A 292-nucleotide genomic window follows, 5' to 3' on the forward strand; every position below is an offset into this window, starting at 1 on the left:
CCAGGGATGATCCAGCAGTTCGTGGAAGCTGGCTATGCTAGCCAAGCATGGGTTAAATAAGGCAGCGGACAAGCTGGTGAACAGTAAGAACAGTTCGGCGCTCGGAGATACGTGGGCAGCCTGGAAGCAGCAGGTTCAACATGATCCGGCGGCAGCTAGCGGTAAGACTGGACCGAAGACTGCTAAATCCAAGCCTTCCAGAGGGACGTTGGGCGGTCCTGGTAAGAATCGGCCTTTCGATGAGTTTGATGACTCGCGTCTATATGATGAGGCTAGTAAGGGACGGACAAGC

Annotated in this window: 1 protein-coding gene; it reads left to right on the forward strand. The window is 54.5% G+C overall.

The annotated features are described in order from the left end of the window. Window positions 1–34: 34 nt before the first annotated feature. On the forward strand, window positions 35–292 hold a 258-nt coding region (locus tag AMS66_RS07005; protein ID WP_144424434.1), incomplete at its 3' end, for a hypothetical protein.

Origin of the sequence: Paenibacillus xylanivorans, from assembly GCF_001280595.1 — a bacterium.
Lineage (GTDB): Bacteria > Bacillota > Bacilli > Paenibacillales > Paenibacillaceae > Paenibacillus > Paenibacillus xylanivorans.